The sequence below is a fragment of the Streptomyces sp. NBC_00250 genome (assembly GCF_036192275.1).
Lineage (GTDB): Bacteria > Actinomycetota > Actinomycetes > Streptomycetales > Streptomycetaceae > Streptomyces.
Map to the genome: position 1 here is coordinate 3,467,074 of NZ_CP108088.1, position 18,664 is coordinate 3,485,737.

The 18,664-nt window shown below is 70.8% G+C and carries 15 protein-coding genes; 8 read left to right on the forward strand and 7 right to left on the reverse strand.

Translation table 11 applies throughout. The features are described from left to right. Nucleotides 1-76 precede the first annotated feature (76 nt). Together fomD and OG259_RS15355 are read left to right on the forward strand one after the other, a co-directional pair. Nucleotides 77-742: a cytidylyl-2-hydroxypropylphosphonate hydrolase gene (gene fomD / locus OG259_RS15350; protein WP_328942783.1), complete on the forward strand. Its 666-nt coding sequence runs from the start codon at nt 77-79 to the stop codon at nt 740-742. Nucleotides 743-1,053: 311 nt separating this feature from the next. After that, nucleotides 1,054-3,024 carry an ATP-binding SpoIIE family protein phosphatase gene (locus tag OG259_RS15355; RefSeq protein ID WP_328942784.1) on the forward strand — a complete coding sequence of 657 codons (1,971 nt, stop codon included), beginning with the start codon at nt 1,054-1,056 and terminating at the stop codon, nt 3,022-3,024. A 45-nt stretch (nt 3,025-3,069) separates the two neighbouring features. Here OG259_RS15355 and OG259_RS15360 read toward each other — a convergent pair whose 3' ends face one another. Next, complete coding sequence (locus tag OG259_RS15360; RefSeq protein ID WP_328942785.1) at nt 3,070-5,286, reverse strand: transglycosylase domain-containing protein; 2,217 nt, start codon at nt 5,284-5,286, stop codon at nt 3,070-3,072. A gap of 259 nt (nt 5,287-5,545) precedes the next feature. Here OG259_RS15360 and OG259_RS15365 point away from each other — a divergent pair, with 259 nt between their 5' ends. From OG259_RS15365 to OG259_RS15375, 3 genes are read left to right on the forward strand one after another with little or no spacing between them, the layout of a single operon-like run. Next, on the forward strand, nt 5,546-6,070 hold the full coding sequence (locus OG259_RS15365; RefSeq protein WP_017239865.1) for a PadR family transcriptional regulator: 525 nt from the start codon (nt 5,546-5,548) through the stop codon (nt 6,068-6,070). After that, nucleotides 6,067-6,750, forward strand: a complete 684-nt coding sequence (locus OG259_RS15370; RefSeq protein ID WP_328942786.1) for an ABC transporter ATP-binding protein — start codon at nt 6,067-6,069, stop codon at nt 6,748-6,750. The genes OG259_RS15365 and OG259_RS15370 overlap by 4 nt, the downstream gene beginning before the upstream one ends. Then, on the forward strand, nt 6,747-9,119 hold the full coding sequence (locus OG259_RS15375; protein ID WP_328942787.1) for an FtsX-like permease family protein: 2,373 nt from the start codon (nt 6,747-6,749) through the stop codon (nt 9,117-9,119). The genes OG259_RS15370 and OG259_RS15375 overlap by 4 nt, the downstream gene beginning before the upstream one ends. Before the next feature lie 54 nt (nt 9,120-9,173). On the opposite strand, the gene OG259_RS15380 is transcribed toward OG259_RS15375, so the two are convergent. Then, complete coding sequence (locus OG259_RS15380) at nt 9,174-10,148, reverse strand: LysR substrate-binding domain-containing protein (RefSeq protein ID WP_328942788.1); 975 nt, start codon at nt 10,146-10,148, stop codon at nt 9,174-9,176. A 133-nt stretch (nt 10,149-10,281) separates the two neighbouring features. On the opposite strand from OG259_RS15380, the gene OG259_RS15385 reads away from it, so the two are divergent. Continuing rightward, nucleotides 10,282-10,836 carry a peroxiredoxin gene (locus tag OG259_RS15385; RefSeq protein ID WP_024758658.1) on the forward strand — a complete coding sequence of 185 codons (555 nt, stop codon included), beginning with the start codon at nt 10,282-10,284 and terminating at the stop codon, nt 10,834-10,836. Nucleotides 10,837-10,842: 6 nt separating this feature from the next. Next, the gene (locus OG259_RS15390) at nt 10,843-11,382 is read left to right on the forward strand and encodes an alkyl hydroperoxide reductase (RefSeq protein ID WP_015035886.1); all 540 of its coding nucleotides are present in this window, start codon (nt 10,843-10,845) and stop codon (nt 11,380-11,382) included. A gap of 65 nt (nt 11,383-11,447) precedes the next feature. Here the strand turns inward: OG259_RS15390 and OG259_RS15395 are convergent, their stop codons facing one another. The 5 genes from OG259_RS15395 to OG259_RS15415 all read right to left on the reverse strand — a co-directional run bounded on the left by OG259_RS15395 (nt 11,448) and on the right by OG259_RS15415 (nt 17,222). Then, the gene (locus tag OG259_RS15395) at nt 11,448-12,122 is read right to left on the reverse strand and encodes a hypothetical protein (RefSeq protein ID WP_328942789.1); all 675 of its coding nucleotides are present in this window, start codon (nt 12,120-12,122) and stop codon (nt 11,448-11,450) included. Then, entirely contained in the window at nt 12,119-13,603 is a 1,485-nt protein-coding gene (locus OG259_RS15400) for an AI-2E family transporter (RefSeq protein WP_328942790.1), read from the reverse strand. The genes OG259_RS15395 and OG259_RS15400 overlap by 4 nt, the downstream gene beginning before the upstream one ends. A 137-nt stretch (nt 13,604-13,740) precedes the next feature. Then, the gene (locus tag OG259_RS15405; RefSeq protein ID WP_266896100.1) at nt 13,741-14,448 is read right to left on the reverse strand and encodes a transglycosylase SLT domain-containing protein; all 708 of its coding nucleotides are present in this window, start codon (nt 14,446-14,448) and stop codon (nt 13,741-13,743) included. 376 nt (nt 14,449-14,824) lie between these two features. Continuing rightward, on the reverse strand, nt 14,825-16,150 hold the full coding sequence (locus OG259_RS15410) for a PhoH family protein (RefSeq protein WP_328942791.1): 1,326 nt from the start codon (nt 16,148-16,150) through the stop codon (nt 14,825-14,827). Between the two features lie 310 nt (nt 16,151-16,460). Beyond that, nucleotides 16,461-17,222 carry an isoprenyl transferase gene (locus OG259_RS15415; RefSeq protein WP_030320536.1) on the reverse strand — a complete coding sequence of 254 codons (762 nt, stop codon included), beginning with the start codon at nt 17,220-17,222 and terminating at the stop codon, nt 16,461-16,463. 127 nt (nt 17,223-17,349) lie between these two features. Between OG259_RS15415 and mgrA the strand changes: the two genes are divergently transcribed. Beyond that, nucleotides 17,350-18,387 carry an L-glyceraldehyde 3-phosphate reductase gene (gene mgrA / locus OG259_RS15420; protein WP_328942792.1) on the forward strand — a complete coding sequence of 346 codons (1,038 nt, stop codon included), beginning with the start codon at nt 17,350-17,352 and terminating at the stop codon, nt 18,385-18,387. Nucleotides 18,388-18,664: the final 277 nt, after the last annotated feature.

The following is an 18,664-nucleotide window of genomic DNA, read 5'->3' on the forward strand; positions in this document are numbered from 1 at the left end:
CGTCCGTGATCCCGCTCATGACTCATCCGTGATCCGTACCGCTGCGGTCGTGGGAGCGCGCCCCTAAGATCTGCGCATGACAGGATCGGGCGGCTCTCAGCATTGGGCGCCGGGGGAGCACATCCTCTGGCGCTACCGCGGCAACGGCACCGGAGACGTGCACATCTGCCGACCGGTGACGGTCGTCCAGGACACGCCGGATCTCCTCGCGGTCTGGATGGCACCCGGCACGGAGTGCGTGCGCCCGGTGCTCGCCGACGGCACGCCCGTGCACGAGGAGCCGCTCGCCACCCGCTACACCGCCCCGCGCACCACGGAACGCGCGCGGTGGTCCGGCAGCGGGGTCCTGAAGCTGGCGCGCCCCGGCGACCCGTGGTCGGTGTGGCTGTTCTGGGAGCGCGGCTGGCGTTTCCGCAGCTGGTACGTGAATCTGGAGGAGCCGCGGGTCCGGTGGTCCGGCGGTTTCGACTCCGAGGACCATTTCCTCGACATCTCCGTCTACCCCGACCACAGCTGGCTGTGGCGGGACGAGGACGAGTTCGCGCAGGCGCAGCGGTCCGGTCTGATGGGTCCGGAACAGGCCGCACGCGTGCGTGAGGCCGGGCGGCGGGCGGTGGACGGGATCAAGGCGTGGGGGGCGCCGTTCGCGGACGGCTGGGAGAACTGGCGGCCCGATCCGGCATGGCGGGTTCCGGAGCTGCCGGCCGACTGGGACCGCACTCCGGCGCACACGGCACCGTGAGACCCTTGATGCGCCCCCGGGGTTCAAACGTAGGATCGTCCTCCGCACGGCAGAGGCGGACCGAACGGCACGTCAGACCGACCGAGCAGCACGTCAACGACCGAACGCAGCGCAGGACCTGACCAGAAGTCATCCACGAGGGGGAGAGCAGTGCCGGACGTCTGCCCGGGTGTTCCCACCCCCGCTGGTGCCGCGGCTCGCGGAGCCTTCACATCCGCCGCACACAAGGGGTTTATCCCCGCCGAAGGCGCGGCATCGGCGAGAAGAGCGAGTGCATCGCACCACCGGCCCGGACGGACGGAATCCCACGCGTGACGGAGCATCCCACCTCCCACGAAGGCCGGCAGCCCCTGGCTGCCCGGTCGCAGGAACGCGCGCGCCCTCGCCAGGAGGCGGCGGCCGGCCTGCCTTCCGACGTGCCCGCCCAACCGGGCGGACCCGCGGGCCCGGCCGCCGCCGCGGCCCCCGCGACGAAGGACGCGCCCGCGCCTCCGCCGCCGACCGCCCCCGGCGGCCCCGGTGCGATGGCCGTCGCCGTGTCCGCGCAGCCCCCGGGCGGGGGGCGCGGCGGCGACACCTCCGCGCGGCGCGAGGGCGAGCGGCTCCGGTTCGTCGGGGCGGCGACCCGGCGCATCGCGCGCGGCATCGACCTGGACGAGATCGTGCTCGGTCTGTGCCGGGCGACCGTGCCGACCTTCTCCGACGAGATCCTGGTCTATCTCCGTGACCCGCTGCCGGTGGGCGACGAGCGGCCGGTGGCGCCGTTCGTGCTGCGGCTGCGCCGTACGGACCGGCTCCGGTTAAGCGATCTGGAGGGCGAGGAGCTCGTCCTCGTACCCGATCCGGATCCGACCCCCGCGGCCGAACTCTGCGAGGTGCGGTCCGGTGGGGCACTGGCCGAGGTGCTGCGGGGGGTGCGGCCGGTCTTCGGCGACTCCGCGGCCGCCAAGACCGCGCTGACCGAACTCCTCGGCCCCGACCATCCGCTGCCCGGCGGGCTGCGTGCCGTCCTCGCGCCGCTGCGCGGCCGGCGCCGGGTGATCGGCGCCGCCGTGTTCCTGCGTCGCCCCGAGCGGGCGGGCTTCGAGCCGAACGACCTGCTCGTCGCGGCGCAGCTGGCCACCCACACCGCGCTCGGCATCGACAAGGCCGTGCTCTACGGCCGTGAGGCGTACATCGCGGACGAGCTGCAGCGGACGATGCTGCCGGACTCGCTGCCGCAGCCGACCGGCGTCAAGCTCGCCTCGCGCTATCTGCCGGCGGCCGAGACGGCCCGGGTGGGCGGCGACTGGTACGACGCGATCCCGCTGCCCGGCAGCCGGGTCGCGCTGGTCGTCGGTGACGTCATGGGCCACTCGATGACCTCGGCGGCGATCATGGGCCAGCTGCGCACGACCGCGCAGACCCTGGCCGGGCTCGACCTGCCGCCGCAGGAGGTCCTGCACCATCTCGACGAGCAGGCACAGCGGCTCGGCGAGAACCGGATGGCGACCTGCATGTACGCGGTGTACGACCCGGTCTCGCACCGGATCACGGTGGCCAACGCCGGCCATCCGCCGCCGATACTCCTCCACCTGGGCGGCCGTGCCGAGGTGCTGCGGGTGCCGCCGGGCGCCCCGATCGGCGTGGGCGGCGTGGACTTCGAGGCGGTCGAGCTGGACGCCCCGGCCGGCGCCACGCTGCTGCTCTACACGGACGGTCTGGTCGAGTCCCGGCTGCGGGACGTGTGGACCGGCATCGAGCAGCTGCGGGAGCGCCTGGCGGCGACCGCGCAGCTGACCGGCCCGGACCACTCGCCGCCCCTTGAGGCGCTCTGCGACGACGTCCTGGACATGCTGGGGCCCGGCGACCGGGACGACGACATCGCGCTGCTCGCGGCCCGGTTCGACGGCATCGCGCCGAGCGACGTGGCGTACTGGTTCCTGGAGCCGGAGGACGCGGCCCCGGGCCGGGCCCGGCGGCTCGCCCGGCGGGCGCTGGCCCGCTGGGACCTGGAGGAGCTGACGGACTCGGTCGAGCTGCTGATCAGCGAGGTCGTGACGAACGCCGTGCGGTACGCGGAGCGGCCGGTGACCCTGCGGCTGCTGCGGACGGACGTGCTGCGCTGCGAGGTCGGCGACGACTCGCCGCAGCTGCCCCGGCAGCGGCGGGCGCGCGACACCGACGAGGGCGGGCGCGGTCTCTTCCTGGTGAACCGGCTGGCGAGGCGGTGGGGGGCGACCCGGCTTTCGGGCGGCAAGGTGGTCTGGTTCGAGCTGGCCACCCCGAACCAGTCACAGTGACGTGAAGGGCCGGATCCCCTGTGGGGTCCGGCCCTTCACGTGTCCCTACCGCTGTGGGCGGTCGGTGGTGTCGGGGTCGGTGCCGGTGCCGGTGTTGTCCGGGTCCGGCGGCTCGATCGACGGCGGCGGGGAGGGCTCGTCGGTCACGGGCGGCTCGGTGGTGGGCGACGGCGGCGTGGTGACCGGGTCGCGCGTCACCGGCGGTGTGGTGGCCGGCGTGGTCGTCGGGGTCGTCGGGTCCGGGGAGCTGGTCGTCGGCTCGTCGGTCGGTTCCTCGGGCGCCTCGGTGGTCCGGGTGGGCGTCGGGTCCGGGAGGAGGGTGGCCGAGCTGTCGGTCTCCAGGTCGAAGGAGGCGTCGGAGCCGCCGTCGAGTGCGCCGCTGGTGTAGTCGCCCCAGATCAGGGCCGGCGTACGGCCACCGTTGGCGCGGCCCGGGTTGATGGTGTCGGTGAGGGTGACCTGCTTGCCCTTGGCGTCCTCGCCGAAGAGGCCGACGGCGGTGACGAGTTCGGGGGTGTAGCCCACGAACCAGGCGGAACGGTTGTTCTCGGAGGTGCCGGTCTTGCCGGCGGCCTCGTACTCACCGGCGGCACGGAAGCCGGAGCCGTTCTGCACGACGCCGGTCATGGCCTGGGTGACGGTGTCGGCGGCCTCGCGGCTGATGACCTGCGCGCCGTTCGCCTTGGCGGTGGAGACCGTACGGTCCCGGTGCGTGGCGCCCTTCACGAGGGTCGGGTCGACCTTCTTGCCGTGGTTGTCGAGCGTGGCGTAGACGCCGGCCATGTCCAGGGTGGAGGCGCCCATGGTGCCGAGGGACATGGCGGGGGTCTCGCCGAAGTCTGCGCCGTCCTTCATGCCGAGGGCGAGGGCGGTCTTCTTGGCCTTGTCGGGGCCGACGTCCACGATCATCTGGGCGTAGACGGAGTTGATGGAGCTGTTGGTGGCCTTCTGGACGGTGACGGGGCCGTAGCTCTCGTCGTCCTCGTTCTCGGGATCGAACTCGATGTCGCTGCCGACGACCTGGCGCTTGCTGGTGCCGTCGTAGATCGTGCCGAGGCCGATGTCCCGTCCGTCCTGGGTGACCGCGTGGTTGTCCAGGGCGGAGGCGAGGACGATCGGCTTGAAGGTGGAGGCGGGCTGGTAGTCGCGGCGGGTGGCGTTGGACATCCAGTGCTCGGTGGCGCCGACGCCGCCGTACATGGCGACGACCGCGCCGGTCTTCGGGTCGACGGAGGTGGCGCCGGCCTGGACCGTGGCCTGCTTCTTGTCGCCCTTGCGGTCGAGCTTGTCCTCCAGCTGCCGGTCGACGGCCTTGACGAGGTCCTTCTGCCGCTTCTCGTCGATGTTGAGGGTGATCGTCCAGCCGCCGGCCTTGATGTCCTCCTCGCTGACGCCTTGGCGCATCAGCTCCTGGTTGGCGGCCTCGACGATGTATCCGGTCTGGCCCTCCATGCCGGGGGCGGGCTTGGGCTTCTGCGGGACGGGGAACTTCATGGCCACGCGCTCGTCCGCGGGGAGCCAGCCCTCACCGACCATGTTGTCGAGGACGTAGTTCCAGCGCTCCTCGACGAGCTTGCGGCCGGTGGCGTTCGCGGAGGTCCAGTCGTACTGGTTGGGCGCCTGGAGCAGCGAGGCGAGGTAGGCGCCCTGCGCGGTGGTGAGCTTGGTGGCGTCGACGCCGTAGTACGCGCGGGCGGCGGCCTGTATGCCGTAGGCGCTGCGGCCGTAGTAGCTGGTGTTCATGTAGCCGGCGAGGATGTCGCTCTTGCTCATCTGCTGGTCGACCTTGATGGCGATGACCATTTCCTTGAGCTTGCGCGTCGCCGTCTGGTCCTGGCTCAGGTAGAAGTTCTTGACGTACTGCTGGGTGATGGTCGAGCCACCCTGCTTGCCCTTGCCGGTGACGGTGGACCAGGCGGCGCGGGTGGTGCCCTTGATGTCGACGCCGTTGTCCTTGTAGAAGGTCTTGTTCTCCGCGGCGACGAACGCCTTCTGGACCTTCTCGGGGATCTTCTCCAGGCCGACGATCTCGCGGTTGATCTTGCCGGTGCGGGCGAGGATCTTGCCGTTGGAGTACTTGTAAATGTTGCTCTGCATGGTGGCCTCGGCGTTGGCCGTCGGCACCGGGACCATGACGTACACGATGTACAGGGCGCCCATGGCGAGCAGGCAGCACACGAAGAAAGTGCCCAGGAGCTTCCGCCAGGAGAAGAAGCGGCGCAGGCCGCGTTTCTTCGCCTTGCTCTTGTCCGGTCGACCCATGTGTCCTGTCGCTCCGCTCGTCGTGTGTCCCGGCGTGCCCCGGCCCGTGTCCCGTCCGCGCCGGATCGGCTCAGCTAGCCAGCTAACACCGACGATGCAGACAAAGGACAACCGATCACGCCTTTTCCGGACGTGAGAATCAGCACCCATACCCAGAGGAACCGACGTCCGGGAGAGGCGGATGGTTGCGTGAGGGCACGCTTCCGGTTGACGGAGTGGCTATACATCGTAGGTATACACGCCGTGTACAGTGGCTCGCATGTCCATCGGTCACACCTTGCTGGGACTCCTGGAGTCCGGCCCGCGCCACGGCTACGACCTCAAGCGCGCCTTCGACGAGAAGTTCGGCCACGACCGGCCGCTGCACTACGGCCAGGTCTACTCGACCATGTCCCGGCTGCTGAAGAACGGCCTCGTCGTCGTCGACGGCATCGAGGCGGGCGGCGGCCCGGAGCGGAAGCGGTACGCCATCACCGAGGCCGGCATCACCGATGTCGCCCAGTGGCTCACCACGCCCGAGAAGCCGGAGCCGTACCTCCAGTCCACGCTCTACACCAAGGTCGTCCTGGCCCTGCTCACCGGCCGCGGCGCCGCCGAGCTCCTCGACACCCAGCGCGCCGAGCACCTCCGCCTCATGCGGGAACTCACCCGGCGCAAGAAGGACGGCGACCTCGCCGACCAGCTCATCTGCGACCACGCCCTCTTCCACCTGGAGGCGGACCTGCGCTGGCTGGAACTGACCGCCGCCCGCCTCGACCGACTCGCCGAGGAGATCCGCCGATGAGCTCCACCCCGCTCCTCACGGCCACCGGCCTCGACAAGGCCTACGGACCGACCCCGGCGCTCGTCGGCGCCACCTTCTCGCTCCGGAGCGGCGAGGTCGTCGCCGTCATGGGCCCCTCCGGCTCCGGCAAGTCGACCCTGCTGCACTGCCTGGCCGGAATCGTGCGCCCCGACGCGGGCACCATCACCTACGACGGACGCGAACTCACCGCGCTCTCCGACACCGCGCGCAGCTCCCTGCGCCGTACCGACTTCGGCTTCGTCTTCCAGTTCGGCCAGCTCGTCCCCGAGCTGACCTGCGTCGAGAACGTGGCCCTCCCGCTCCGCCTCAACGGCGAGAAGCGGAAGGCCGCGGAGGCGAAGGCCGTCGAGTGGATGGCCCGGCTGGAGGTCGACGACACCGCGACCAAGCGACCCGGCGAGATATCCGGCGGCCAGGGCCAGCGCGTCGCCGTCGCCCGCGCGCTCGTCACCGCCCCGCGGGTGATCTTCGCCGACGAGCCGACCGGCGCACTCGACTCCCTCAACGGCGAACGGGTCATGCGGCTGCTCACCGACGCCTCCCGGGACACCGGCGCGGCCGTCGTCCTCGTCACCCACGAGGCCCGCGTCGCCGCCTACTCGGACCGCGAGATCGTCGTGCGCGACGGGGCCGTACGGGACGCGGAGTGGGTGGCATGAAGCTCCGCACCTGGGCCCGCGACCTGGCGCTCGGCGCCCGGTTCGCGGTCACCGGCGGCCGGTCCGGCCGATTCCGCACCCTCCTGACCGCGACCGGCGTCGGCCTCGGGGTGACCCTGCTGCTGCTCGCCGCCGCCCTGCCGAACATGCTCTTCCAGCGGGAGGTACGGGAGTCCCTCCGCAGCGCCGACAGCAGCGAGCAGATCGACTCGCCCCGGCCCGAGTCCTTCCTCCACCTCGGACGGAACACGGTCTTCCGGGACGACGTCATCAGCGGCACCCTGCTGCAGCCGGAGGGCGACAGGCCCACGGTCCCTCCGGGCGCGACAGCGTTCCCCGCGAACGGCGAGATGCTGGTCTCCCCCGCGCTCGGCGAACTGCTCGACTCCCCCGGCGGCGCCCTCCTCAAGGAGCGGCTCCCCTACAAGGTCGCCGGGACGATCGGTCCGGACGGACTCATCGGCCCCGCAGAGCTGCGGTACGTCGCCCACGTCGACTTCCTCGACTCCGACAACTACGACGGGCGCGGTGTGCGCTACGGCTGGTCGGTGCCCGAGGAACCGATGAACGCGTTCCTGATCTTCCTCGCGGTCGTCGGGTGCGTCGTCCTGCTCCTCCCGGTCCTCGTCTTCATCGCGACCGCCGTCCGCTTCGGCGGCGAACAGCGGGACCGGCGACTCGCCGCGCTCCGGCTCGTCGGCGCCGACACCGCGATGACCCGGCGGATCGCGGCCGGCGAATCCCTCGCGGGGGCGCTGCTCGGCATCGTGGTCGGCCTCGGACTCTTCGCCGTCGCACGGGAACTCGCCGGGTCCTTCACCGTCTGGGACGTCAACGCCTTTCCCTCCGACGTCGTACCGATGCCCGCGCTCGCCGCGGTCGCCCTCGTCACGGTGCCGGTCGCCTCCGTCGTCGTCACCCTCTTCGCGCTGCGCGGGGTGGCGATCGAACCGCTCGGGGTCGTCAGGACCTCCACCCCGCGCCGTCGTCGGCTGTGGTGGCGGCTGCTGCTCCTGGCCGCCGGGGTGGCGCTGCTCGCCCCCGCGATCGGCGGGATCGAGGTGACCCAGACCCGGATCGACACCCCGCAGATCGCCGGCGGCACCGCGCTCGCCCTCGTCGCCCTCACCACCCTGCTGCCCTGGCTCGTCGAGGCCACCGTGAAACGGCTCCGCGGCGGTCCCGTGGCCTGGCAGCTCGCGGTCCGCCGACTCCAGCTGAGCAGCGGCACGGCGGCCCGCGCGGTCAGCGGGATCGTGGTCGCCGCGACCGGGGCGATCGCCCTCCAGATGCTCTTCCAGGCGATGGAGACCGAATTCGCGCAGGACACGGGCCAGGACACGACCCGCGCCCTGATCGCCGTCGGCGCCAACGCGAAGGACGGCGACGAGGCCCGAGCGATGATCGACCGCTTCGAGCGCACCGAGGGCGTCAGCCATGTCATCGGCTCGGTCAAGTCGCACGTGTGGCGGCCGGGAGCCCTGAAGCAGGGCGAGGAATTCGCACCGACGGCCACGATCCGGGTCGGCGACTGCGCCTCCCTCGGCGAGTTCGCCACACTGCCGTCCTGCCGCGACGGCGACGTCTTCATCTTCCTCGCGCACGGCGCGCAGGGCGCACCGGCCGACGACTGGGTCACCAGGACCGCACGGCCGGGGGTCACGGTCGACCTGCGCGACCCGCACCCCCTGGAGGGCGACCCCGGGGCCCGCGAGAAGGGGCCGCGGCCCCAGTGGCGCATCCCCGTCGGCACCCGTGTCGTGGACTCGCGCCCGGACCCGACCGGCATGTACGAGTACGGGATCCTCGCCACCCGCGGGGCGATCGACGCCGACCGGCTCGACGAACCCGAGGCGGAGGCGATGCTCCGGTTCGACCCGGCCGTACCCGACGGCCCCGAGTACGCCCGGAACACGGCGGCGGACATCGATCCGACGTCCTGGGTCCGCACGCTCGCGAACACCGAGTGGGACGCCCAGTTCAGCAGTGTCCGCACCGGCATCCTGGTCGGCTCCACCCTGACGATGCTGCTGGTGGCGGCCTCGCTCCTGGTGACCACCCTGGAGCAGCTCAGGGACCGCAAGCGGCTGCTCTCCTCGCTCGTCGCCTTCGGCACCCGGCGCTCCACCCTGAGCTGGTCGGTGCTGTGGCAGACGGCGGTGCCGATGCTCCTCGGGCTCGGCCTGGCCGTGGCGGGCGGACTCGCCCTCGGCGTGGTCCTGCTGCGGATGACCGAGCAGAAGGTCCAGGACTGGTGGGTCTTCCTGCCGGTCACCGGGATCGGGCTCGCGCTGATCGCGGCGGTGACGCTGCTGAGCATGCCGCTGCTGTGGCGGCTGATGCGGGCGGACGGGCTGCGCACCGAGTAACCCTCCGGGCGCATGTACGAGCGGATGGGGGCGGGTTCCTGACACCGGGGGGTTTCAGGAACCCGCCCCCAGGACGCGTACCGGCAGCCCCTTCATCGCGTCCCGCAGCGCTTCCGCCAGTTCCTGGAACTCGGCCTGCCGGGCCGCGCCGGTCCGCATCGCGAGGGCGATCCGCCGGGCGGGCGCCGGTTCGACGAAGAGCCCGGTCCACAGGGCGTTGTTGCGGGCGGTCTCGACCGTGACGGCGGTACGCGGCAGCAGGGTCACCCCGAGACCGCCGGCCACCAGCTGGACCAGGGTGGCGAGCCCCGCCGCGGTGGTGGTGACCTCGGCGCCGTCCGTGCGCCCGGCCTCCCGGCAGATGTCGAGAGCCTGGTCGCGCAGGCAGTGGCCCTCGTCGAGGAGCAGCAGCCGCAGCTCCTTGAGGGCCTCGCGCGGAATGTCGTCCCGGCCGGCCAGCGGATGCCCCTGGGGGGTGACCAGGACGAAGTCCTCGTCGAAGAGGGGGAGTTCGGTGACGCCGGGCACGCCGAGCGGTACGGCGAGCAGCAGCAGGTCGAGCCGGCCGGCCGTGAGCCCCTCCAGGAGGGAGGAGGTCTGCTCCTCGTGGACCTGGAGGTCGAGGTCCGGGTAGCGCCGGTGGACCAGGCGCAGCACCGTCGGCAGCAGGTAGGGGGCGACGGTCGGGATCACGCCGAGCCGCAGCACCCCGGTGAACGGGGCCTGGACCGCCTCCGCCTCCTCCATCAGCTCCGACACCGCGTCGAGGACGGCACGCGCGCGTACCGCGAGCCGCTCCCCCGCGGGCGAGAGCAGCACCTTTCTCGTCGTACGCTCAAGGAGCTGGACACCGAGTGCCTCTTCGAGTGCCGAAACCGCGCCCGAGAGTGCGGGCTGGCTCATGCCGATGGCAGCCGCCGCATCGCGGAAGTGCAGATGCTCGGCGACCGCCGCGAACGCTCTGAGCTGCGAGAGGCTCGGCTGCTTGCCTCGGTTCGGGCCGTGTGGGGAACTGTACGGGGACGCCACTGATAACCACCTTCGATCAACACGACCCACTCTAGCTATTTCACTGATCAATGCACTCCGTGCCATGCTGTGAACACGTCCAACCCCCACGGAAGACCCCAAAAGGGACCCTTCCTGTTTGCAAGGAGAGCGCGTGCTCACTGTCGGTGACAAGTTCCCCACCTACGACCTGACCGCCTGCGTGTCGCTGGAGAGCGGCAAGGAGTTCGAGCAGATCGACCACAAGGCCTACGAGGGCAAGTGGCGCGTGGTGTTCTTCTGGCCGAAGGACTTCACCTTCGTCTGCCCCACCGAGATCGCCGCGTTCGGCAAGCTGAACGACGAGTTCGCCGACCGCGACGCCCAGATCCTCGGTGTCTCCGGCGACTCCGAGTTCGTGCACCACGCCTGGCGCAAGGACCACGCCGACCTGCGTGACCTGCCCTTCCCGATGCTGGCCGACTCCAAGCACGAGCTCATGAGCGACTGCGGTGTCCGCGGCGAGGACGGCTTCGCCCAGCGTGCCGTGTTCATCGTGGACCCGAACAACGAGATCCAGTTCACCATGGTGACCGCCGGCTCCGTCGGCCGTAACCCCAAGGAGGTCCTGCGGGTGCTCGACGCCCTGCAGACCGACGAGCTGTGCCCGTGCAACTGGAACAAGGGCGAGGGCACCCTCGACGCCGCCGCGCTCCTGTCGGGCGAGTGATCTGACATGGCCCTCGACGAACTGAAGTCCGCCATACCGGACTTCGCCAAGGACCTGAAGCTGAACCTCGGTTCGGTCATCGGCAACAGCGAGCTGCCGCAGCAGCAGCTCTGGGGCACCGTCCTCGCCTGCGCGATCGCCTCGCGCTCGCCGAAGGTCCTCAAGGAGCTGGAGCCCGAGGCCCAGGCCAACCTGAAGCCCGAGGCGTACCAGGCGGCCAAGTCCGCCGCCGCGATCATGGCGATGAACAACGTCTTCTACCGGACCCGGCACCTGCTGTCGGACCCCGAGTACGGGACGATGCGCGCCGGTCTGCGGATGAACGTCATCGGCAACCCGGGCGTCGAGAAGGTCGACTTCGAGCTGTGGTCGCTGGCGGTGTCCGCGATCAACGGCTGCGGCCAGTGCCTGGACTCGCACGAGCAGGTCCTGCGCCAGGCCGGTGTCGACCGCGCCACGATCCAGGAGGCCGTCAAGATCGCCGCGGTGATCCAGGCGGTCGGCGTCACCCTCGACGCGGAAGCGGTCCTCGCCTCCGCCGAGTAGGCAGAGCCGTACGAGAAGGGCCCCGGGGCTTCACGCCCCGGGGCCCTTCCCTCATGTCCCGGCCGTCACTTCTTCAGCGCCGCCATGACGGCGAGCATGTCCTGGCCGAGCGGGATCTCGATTCCGGAGAGGTCGACCTGCTCGGTCTCCGGTGGGGGCTCACCGTTCTCGTTCCAGCCGGCCATCGAGGTGAAGGAGATCTCGATCTCCACCTGCCCGTCGAGCACCAGGAGCTGCGCCCCGAAGTCGCTGGTCTGCAGGTAGGCCTTCTCCCCCAGCCCGTCGTACGGCTTCATGTCGAACCGCTTGCCCTTGGCGTCGAACTCGGGCCCCGGGTCGACCACCAGGTGCCGGGTGTAGGTGATGTCCCCGGAGAAGCCGGTCTCGGGCGACCCGAACATCATCGGGCACTGCTGCACTTCGAGCACCGGGTCGCGGGTCTGTTCCGATCGGGCCTCGGGGTACCGCTTGCCCAGAATGGAGGTGAGAGCCCCCAGCTCGGCCGTCTCGCAGAGGTCCTCCACGGCCTTGTACCCCCGCAGGTCCGGCCCGGGTTCCTCCCCCCGCTGGTACGCGTAGAGGCTTCCGCCCCACACCGCCGACGCCACCACAGCACCGCCGAGCGCCCACAGCCAGGGGCGGCGGGCCCGGGGCGGGCGAGGGCCCGGGGCCTGCTCCTCGGTCAGCACCTCGGCGGTCTCGAACGACGTGCCCCCGTCGAACTCCGGCTCCGATATCACTTGGTCTCCGTCCCCGCCTCTGCCGCGAGCGTGCCCGGGGCCGGGGTCGGCGCCACCTCGAAGGCGGTCGCCCCGCGCGGCTCCGGCGCGCTGCGCAGCGCCTGTTCCGTGCTGTACGCCCGCAGGTAGCCGACGACCGTGTTGAGGACGGCGACCAGCGGGACCGCGACCACGGCGCCGCCGATGCCGGCGGTCAGACCGCCGGCCGCGACCGCGAGGACGACGGCCAGCGGGTGGACCCGGACGGCGCGGCCGAGGATGAACGGCTGCAGGACATGGCCCTCGATCTGCTGTACGGCGAGGACGACGACCAGCACCATCAGGGCGGTGAACGGCCCGTTGGTGACGAGGGCGACCACGACCGCGAGGGCGCCGGAGACGACCGCGCCGACCAGCGGGATGAACGCGAAGAGGAAGATGAAGACGGCGAGCGGTACGGCCATCGGCACGTCCAGGAACCACAGTCCGAGGCCGATGAAGACCGCGTCGATGAGGGCGACGAGCACCGTGCCCCGCACATAGGCGGTGAGGGTGCGCCAGGCGCGCGGTCCCGCGCCGGCGACGCCGGGCCGGGCCTGGGCGGGGACGAGCTTGAGCGTCCACTCCCAGACCTTCTTCCCGTCGTACAGCAGGAAGAGGGTCGAGAACATGGCGAGCAGGATGCCGGTCATCGCCTCGACGAACACGGCGACGCCCTGCAGTCCGACGGAGGTGATCTGCTCGGCGTTGGCGCCGATGGTGTCGCTGAGGTTCTTCGCGATGTCGTTGATCTGGCGCTCGGTCACGTGGAACGGGCTGTCGAGGGCGGCCTGCTTGAGTTCCTCGATGCCGTCCTTGACCCGGTCGGTCAGGTTGTCGATGTTGTCCATCACCTGCCAGACCACGAACCAGCCGACCAGGCCCATCACGACGAAGCCGGAGACGGCGGTGACGGCGGTGGCGAGCCCGCGCGGCAGGCCCTTCCTGCGCAGCATGGCCACGGTGGGCTGGAGCAGGGCCGTGACGAGGAGCGCGGCGACGAAGGCGAGGACGACCAGCTGGACGGAGCTGATCACCTTCATGAGCACCCAGACCGTGCCGGCGAAGACGAGCAGGCGCCAACTCGCCTCGGCGGCCACCCGCATGCCCCAGGGGATGGCGGCGGCGGGGTCGGGCCGGGCCGCGACGGCCGGTGCGTACGAGGGAGGCGCGGGGACGGAGCGGCCCGGCTCGTCGGCCGCGGCCGCGGCCTGCTCCGGGATGGGTGCGGCGGTGTCCGGGTCCACCTCGGGGCGGGCGGGCACGGCTTTGCCCACCGGGGTGCCGTCGACCCGGGTGCCGTCGACCGGGGTGCCGTCGACCGGGCGCTCCGGCGGGGCCTCGTACGGCGGCGGGTGGATCGGGTCCTCGCGCTCCGCCTCGGCTCTGCGCTCGTCGAGGCGTTCACCCATGCGGCTCAGGCTCTCGCCCAGCCGGCCCAGCCACCCTGGCACTCTCGACATCGCTTTCCTTTTCCCCCGCTCGCTCTTCCCCACCGTTCCCCTCCCCGTTCCCCGGGGACCGTGGACCTTCGAAACTACACGCAAGAAGCCCCTCACCGTAGGACGGTGAGGGGCTCTCGGAGGTTGAGCACGCCGTACTAGTACCAGCGGTGGGACAGCCAGAACGACCAGGCGCCACACGGGCTGCCGTAGCGGCTGTTCATGTAGTTGAGGCCCCACTTGATCTGGGTGGCCGGGTTGGTCTGCCAGTCGGCACCGGCGCTGGCCATCTTGCTGCCGGGGAGGGCCTGGACGAGACCGTAGGCGCCCGAACCCTGGTTGACCGCGAGGTAGTTCCAGGTGGACTCGTGGTCCACGATGTTGCTGAAGCACTGGAACTGCGAGGCCGGGACCATCTGGCGGGCGATCGCCTTGACCTCGGAGACGGAGTACGAGCTCTGCGCGCTGAAGGACGCGGCGTCGCGGATGGCGGAACGGCTTGCGCGCTCCTCCTCCGCCTCCTTGCGCTCCTTCTCGGCCTTGGCGGCCGCCTCGTCGGCGGCCTCCTTCTTGGCCTCGGCGTCCTTGGCGGCACGCAGACGAGCCGTCTCCTCCGCGGACTTCTTCGCGACCGAGTCGGCAGCGGCGGCCTGGACATCGGCCTGCTCCGAGAGGGACGAGACCTGTACCTGGGCCTGCTCGCCCACGGGGATGTCCGCGAGCAGCGTCGTGTCGGCCGCGGTGGCCTCGAAGTTGTCGTCCGAGGACTGAGCGGCGTTACCCGACGCAACGCCCATGACGGCGCCGACGGTGGTGACCGCAGTGGCCGAAGCCACCGCGAATCCCCGGACCGAGATCCGGCTCACACGGTTTCCTTCCAGCACGCCCGCACAGGTGACCACGCGGGCGAAATCGTGCCCCTGGCGCTGGTCTCCGACGTACACGGTCACAGAAGACACGGGCCCGTGGTGCTGTGGGCGGCATACGGCGAACGGCTGTGGAGTTATGTGGTGCTTGTGCGCCTGAAGGTGCACGGGTGCCGTATGCGGGGCCTGACGGAAGCAAGACTCTGCCGGACGCCGACACCGCAAGGCAATTCTGCGTTGCGTGTGAAAGCTCACACCTGGGTGGGGGCAGGTGTTTTCGAAGATAAGGCGGACATGGGGGCGCCGCCCGGCTAAGCTCCTGCGCTCTGCCGGGCGGCGCCAACTTCCGTACACGTACGGACGCGTACGAAACGGGTCAGATCTGACCGTCCTCCAGCATCTCCGTCACGAGCGCCGCGATCTGGGAGCGCTCGGAGCGGGTGAGGGTGACATGGGCGAAGAGCGGATGCCCCTTCAGTTTCTCGACGACGGCGACGACTCCGTCGTACCGGCCGACCCTGAGGTTGTCCCGCTGGGCGACGTCATGGGTCAGAACGACCCGCGAATTCGCCCCGATACGGGACAGAACGGTCAACAGGACGTTCCGCTCCAGGGACTGGGCCTCGTCCACGATGACGAACGCGTCGTGGAGCGAACGGCCCCGGATGTGGGTGAGCGGCAGGACCTCCAGCATCCCGCGGCCGAGCACCTCCTCGATCACCTCGCGGCTCGCGACCGAGGACAGCGTGTCGAAGACGGCCTGGGCCCACGGGCTCATCTTCTCGGACTCGCTGCCCGGCAGGTAGCCGAGCTCCTGGCCGCCGACCGCGTACAGCGGACGGAAGACCATCACCTTCTGGTGCTGACGGCGCTCCAGGACGGCCTCCAGGCCCGCGCAGAGCGCGAGCGCGGACTTGCCGGTGCCGGCCCGGCCGCCCATGGAGATGATGCCGACGTCCGGGTCGAGGAGCAGATCGAGCGCGATCCGCTGCTCGGCGCTGCGACCGTGCAGGCCGAACGCCTCCCGGTCGCCCCTGACCAGCCGTACGTTCCCGTCGGCGGTGACCCGGCCGAGCGCCTTGCCGCGCTCGGACTGGAGCACCAGACCGGTGTGGACCGGAAGCTCGGCGGCCTCCGGCACGTACAGCGTGTTCTGCTCGAAGAGCAGGTCCACCTGCTCGCCGGAGAGGGCGAGCTCGGACATCCCGGTCCAGCCGTTGGCGTCCGTGATGGCGAGCTCGGCCCGGTACTCCTCGGCGAGGAGTCCGACGGAGGAGGCCTTGATGCGCAGCGGCAGGTCCTTGGAGACGACCGTGACGTCGTACCCCTCGGCCTGGAGGTTCCGCGCGACCGCGAGGATCCGTGAGTCGTTGTCCCCCAACCTGTAGCCGGCGGGCAGTACGCCGGGGTCGGAATGGTTGAGTTCGACACGCAGGGTGCCGCCCAGCTCCCCGACGGGGAGCGGGGCGTCCAGGCGCCCGTACCGGACCCGGAAGTCGTCCAGGAGGCGCAGGGCCTGCCGGGCGAAGTACCCGAGTTCGGGATGGTGCCGCTTGGCCTCCAGCTCCGTCACGACGACGATCGGGAGCACCACCTCGTGCTCCTCGAAGCGCGACATGGCGTTGGGGTCGGCCAGCAGGACGCTGGTGTCGAGAACATAGGTGCGCCGGTCGGAAAGGCGGCGCTTCGTGCTGGTCACCACGGAAGGACAGACCCCCTCGGAAGACCCCTGTGAGGTCGGGGTGCGACGGAACCGGTGTCGCTGCGGAATGGGACCGGGCTCAGGCCGCCATGCGCGGGCCGAACCACGGCCCTCCGCTTCTCCCGTACGTGTCCCGCACGGTCGTCCTGGTGCAAGGGGCCTCCCGGGTGGCGGTCTCCGTGCCGCTCACTTCACCAGGGATATGCCCTCGATCAGGCGCTGCCATGCCATGGCATATGACGACGTGTTCATGAACACGAGGTGATCGGTTCCGATCGGTGTCCCCGGACCCCTCGGGGGCCCGTGGAACTCAGGTTCCGTAACGCCGGTGCCGGGCGGCGTAGTCGCGCAGCGCCCGCAGGAAGTCGACCTTGCGGAAGGCCGGCCAGTGCACTTCACAGAAGTAGTACTCGGAATGGGCGCTCTGCCACAGCATGAATCCGGACAGCCGCTGCTCGCCGCTGGTGCGGATCACCAGGTCCGGGTCGGGCTGACCGCGCGTGTACAGGTGCTCCGAGATGTGCTCGACGTCGACGATCTCGGCGAGCTCCTCGAAGCTCGTCCCGCGCTCCGCGTGCTCCAGGAGCAGCGAGCGGACCGCGTCCGCGATCTCCTGCCGGCCGCCGTAGCCCACGGCCACGTTCACGAGTATCCCCGTGTTGTCGTGGGTGGCCTGCTCGGCCTCCTTGAGCACCGACTGCGTGCGCGCGGGGAGCAGGTCCATGGTGCCGACGTGGTTGACCCGCCAGCGGCCGTCGGCGGCGAGCGCCCGCACCGCGTTCTCGATGATGCCGAGCAGCGGGACGAGCTGCTCCTCGGGCCGGTTCAGGTTGTCCGTGGAGAGCATCCAGAGCGTGACGACCTCGACGTCGGTCTCGGCGCACCAGCCGAGCAGCTCCTGGATCTTGTCCGCGCCCGCCTTGTGCCCCTGCTCGGGCGTCCCGCCGGAGGCCTTGGCCCAGCGGCGGTTCCCGTCGAGGATGACCCCGATGTGCTTGGGCACCTGGGCATGGTCGAGGCGGCCTTCCACCCGGCGTGCGTAGAGCCCGTACACCAGGTCGCGCAGGTTCACTGTTCTTTACCTCTCCATGCAGCGGCGGTCCACCCGGCAGCGGCGGTCCGCAAGCCGCCACACTACTGCGCACGGGCGACAGCCTCCCAGCCCGGGACTGTCACAAGTCCGTGATAAGCAGAGATACGTGACTGATTCCCCCCTGTACCGCGCCTCCGCGGACCGATACGACGCCATGGAGTACCGCCGCTCGGGCCGCAGCGGCCTCAAGCTCCCCGCGATCTCCCTCGGCCTCTGGCACAACTTCGGCGACGACCGCGCGCTGGACACCCAGCGCGCGATCCTGCGCCGCGCCTTCGACCTCGGCGTCACCCACTTCGACCTGGCGAACAACTACGGGCCGCCGCCCGGCTCCGCCGAGCTGAACTTCGGCAAGCTCTTCGCCCAGGACTTCGCGCCCTACCGCGACGAGCTGATCATCTCCACCAAGGCCGGCTACGAGATGCACCCCGGCCCGTACGGCGAGTGGGGCTCCCGCAAGTACCTGCTGTCCTCGCTCGACGCCTCCCTGAACCGGATGGGCCTCGACTACGTCGACATCTTCTACTCGCACCGCTTCGACCCGCACACCCCGCTGGAGGAGACGATGGGGGCCCTGGCCTCCGCCGTCCAGCAGGGCAAGGCGCTGTACGTCGGTGTCTCCTCGTACAACAGCGAGCAGACCGCCGAGGCCGCGCGGCTCCTGCGCGAGATGGGCGTCCCCGCCCTCATCCACCAGCCCTCGTACTCGATGATCAACCGCTGGACCGAGGACGACGGCCTCCTCGACACCCTCGAGGAAGCCGGCATGGGCTGCATCTCCTTCGTGCCGCTGGCACAGGGGCTGCTCACCGACAAGTACCTGAAGGGCATCCCGGAGGGCTCGCGGGCCACCCAGGGCAAGTCCCTGGACCCGAACCTGCTCTCCGACGAGGTGCTGCGGCGCCTTCACGGCCTCGCGGACATCGCGAGCCGGCGCGGGCAGTCCCTGGCACAGCTGGCGCTGTCCTGGGTGCTGCGGGACGAGCGGATGACCTCGGCGCTGATCGGCGCGTCCAGCGTCGCCCAGCTGGAGGAGAACGTGGCGGCCCTGGCGGGTGCGCCGCTGACCTCGGAGGAGCTGGCGGAGATCGATTCGTTCGCCGTCGACACCCAGGGCACGAACATCTGGGCCGGCCGGGGCTGACGCATCCGGAGTGACCACGGGCGAGCCCTGAGGGGATCCAGGGCGAGCCTTCGACGGGACCCGGGGGAAGCCCCGCGAAGCCCGGAGAAGCCCGGAGGAAGAAAAAACGGGCCGGTCCGTGGGGGGGGATACGGACCGGCCCGAGGGGGGGTTTCCACCATAACCCTTCGATAGTCGTGTTGCGCGCCACGTTCGCCGAACGAACCTCGCCGAATTCGACGGATCCCAGTCGGGACAAGGGGTGCGGGGGCCGGTGGCGGGTTTGCGCCCCGGCGTG